The sequence below is a fragment of the Lysinibacillus sp. FJAT-14745 genome (assembly GCF_001275675.1).
Lineage (GTDB): Bacteria > Bacillota > Bacilli > Bacillales_A > Planococcaceae > Lysinibacillus.
Window position 1 is genome coordinate 127,470 of sequence record NZ_LITM01000017.1, and the last position, 2,959, is coordinate 130,428.

At 34.5% G+C, this 2,959-nt stretch carries 1 protein-coding gene and 1 pseudogene; both read right to left on the minus strand.

The window, feature by feature from the left end; all coding sequences use genetic code 11:
• Nucleotides 1-368: 368 nt before the first annotated feature.
• Entirely contained in the window at nucleotides 369-1,289 is a 921-nt protein-coding gene (locus AMS59_RS22695) for a DUF2268 domain-containing putative Zn-dependent protease (protein WP_234007888.1), read from the minus strand.
• A 114-nt stretch (nucleotides 1,290-1,403) separates the two neighbouring features.
• Nucleotides 1,404-2,842, minus strand: a pseudogene (locus AMS59_RS22700) (amidase family protein).
• Nucleotides 2,843-2,959 lie beyond the last annotated feature (117 nt).

Consider the following 2,959-nt stretch of genomic DNA (forward strand, 5'->3'; position numbering starts at 1 on the left):
ACGTTCCAAAGAAAACTAATTAAAGCATACAACAAAGCGCCCACGGAAAAACACGTGGGCGCTATTTGACGCTTACGCAATTTCATCTGCTAATGCAGATTTAACCTTTTTAGCATCTAAATATTGTGTATTGATTTTTGTATGAAGCTGCTCACCATTTAATTAATCAGCGCTCTGATACGTATACAATACTTTTTATCTTCTCACCAAACGTTGAAGATAGAGTGTATTTCCAAAGTCAAATAACACAATATATTCCAGTTTCCTGTTCTTTCTCTTCAAGTTACCTTATTTCCCATAATGCGTTACAAAAAATTATCATTTAAAGCTGTCAAGGTAATTTCCTTTTTCAAAAATTTCTTTTGAACTTAGGGCGTCCATTCCTCTGATGTTAAAGTTGGGTTCAAATCAAGATAGGATTTAACCAACTGATAGCCCACACCGTAACCATAAAAACTAGGAAGGTCATTACCTCCCATAAGAATTTCGTAAGACCGATTAATGTCAGTCTTTTCGAGATCTAATGCAATTTTCGACCAATCATCTTTGCTGTATGTTGTATAAATTGGATAATAATAAATATCAGGATAAACTAGCTTATCAAACATAACCGCCTTTCCTTCAAATATTAGGTTATCCAAAATAGTTCTAGGTATATCTTTTCGTAAGTACTTCTCAGTCCAAACACTATGATGATATTCGTGAGCTATACCAGACCTTAAATCATTTTCGGTATAAGATATATTGTATAGGACTATTATTTTTCCTGCCCCCACTGTCAACATACTTGCTTTTGTATTTGTGACAGGCAACACACATACTGTTGTTTCATTTTCGGATGCAATAAGGTCTGAAGATTTTATAAGAGCTTCTTTAATAATTTTTTCTGTTTCTTCCCTGTCAATTTTTTCGCTTAATTTTTGATTTTCTGTTAGGCTATCAGGCTCTTCATTTAGAACTGGATAAGCCATATGAAGATATTCACCATTCTCAAAACAATCACTATATATTGGTTTAATTACCTCTTCATTATAAATCTCCAATTGTGAAAGTTCTTGATTACTTTTAACCTCATCTATATAGTTATTGTAAAGTTTATAGGCATTTACTATTTTAAACTTTTGCTTTGTTTGAGGATGTTCGAATGATGTAACTATATTTTCAATATCTTGATTTTCATCGAGAACGGTGCGTTTATTTATTGATTTTTCTGTTTGTGTACAGGACGTAAGTGTTAGAATTGAAATTATTAGAACAAATGCCACGACTATTTTTAGATAATTTTTCAATAGAATCCACCATCCTACTAAAAGGATTTTTTACTTCTTTACTATTAAATAAATTCTAATATCCATTCCTTTATATAAGGCTATTCCTCGAGATTTACGGTGTGCCAGAGAATCTTAATACAACTTCGGAGCTTTTCGCAGTTTAGTTGCTTGTTCAAATGAAAATGCGAATTTTATTAATACATCCTCACTAAATGCAGTTCCTGCGAATGTTACGCCAAACGGTCTCCCATTTTTCATAAACCCTGCTGGGACGGCAATAGACGGATAACCAGCTTTTGCACTAATTGTCGAACCTATATATGATGGAAAGAAAATCGCATCTAATTCATATTTTTTTAATGTATAATCGATTCCTTGCTCTTGAGAAAAATACAAATCCTCTAGTTTTGCATTTAAATAGTCAGATTCTCTTAACTTATTCGATAGTTTCTCTCTCGATTCCAATTTATCCTGACCATATTTTAACGACTTTCCTTTTGAACGTTTATTAAATTCGATTAACTCAGAGATAGAATGCACAGGCATGTGGGAAGGTAGATTGACAAGGAAATTATTTAAACTATGCTTTAATTCGTATTGCGGTACTCCCCATTTCCAGTCTCTATGAAAAGAAGGGATGTCGATGCCTTCAATAATATCGGCTCCTTGCTCTTTTAAAACCTGAATTGCATTTTGAAAAAGTGTTTCATCATATTCCCCTGAGTCATAATAAGCTTTTGAGGCATTATTATAAACACCAATTCTAGCACCAATTAAACTTGTGGCATCTAAAAAACTGGTGTAATCCTTATATAACCTTCTTTCACTTTTATAGGTAGCGACGTCGTCTTGATCTACTCCAGTTAATACGCCCAATAAAATAGCTGCATCTGTTACTGTTCTAGCCATTGGTCCTGCTGTGTCTTGAGAGTATGTAAACGGAATAATGCCCTGACGACTTATGAGCCCTACAGTCGGTTTTATGCCAACTACTGAATTTTGAATAGCTGGACTTAAAATCGAGGCGTCTGTCTCAGTTCCAATTGATAAAACAGAAAAGTTCGATGCGACCGCTACTGCCGACCCTGAGCTAGATCCTCCTACAAAAAGTTCTGGATCACCATAAGGATTAAGTGTTTGTCCACCTCGAGAACTATAGCCCGCCCACATTGTACTCGACATACCATTTGCTAATTCAGTCATATTTGTTTTTCCTAAAATAACAGCCCCTGCTTCACGAAGCTTTTTTACTAGAAACGCATCCTGCTTAGCTAAATAATTTTCTAATGCTATGACGCCTGCACTAGTATGCATAAAATCTTTCGTTTCGATATTGTCTTTTAAAACTACTGGAATTCCGTGTAGAGGCCCTCTAGCCCCTTTTATTACTCTTTCCTCATCTAAAGCTTCAGCAATAAATATAGCTTCAGGATTAATTTCAAGCATAGAATTAATTCTCTGTCCGCCTTGATGATCATACTTAGCAATTCTGTGTAAATAATACATTGTTATACCTGAATATCATTTACTGACAATTCTTCTCTAAGAAAGCAATTAAATTTTATCCCCATTTATATCTTCACCCCCTCTTTCAAGATTATACCAACAAATCAATTTATGGCTCATCACCAAAATCCGGGGATGACAAAATCAATGACCTGTTTCCAAACGTAAACGGAGGAAAAGAT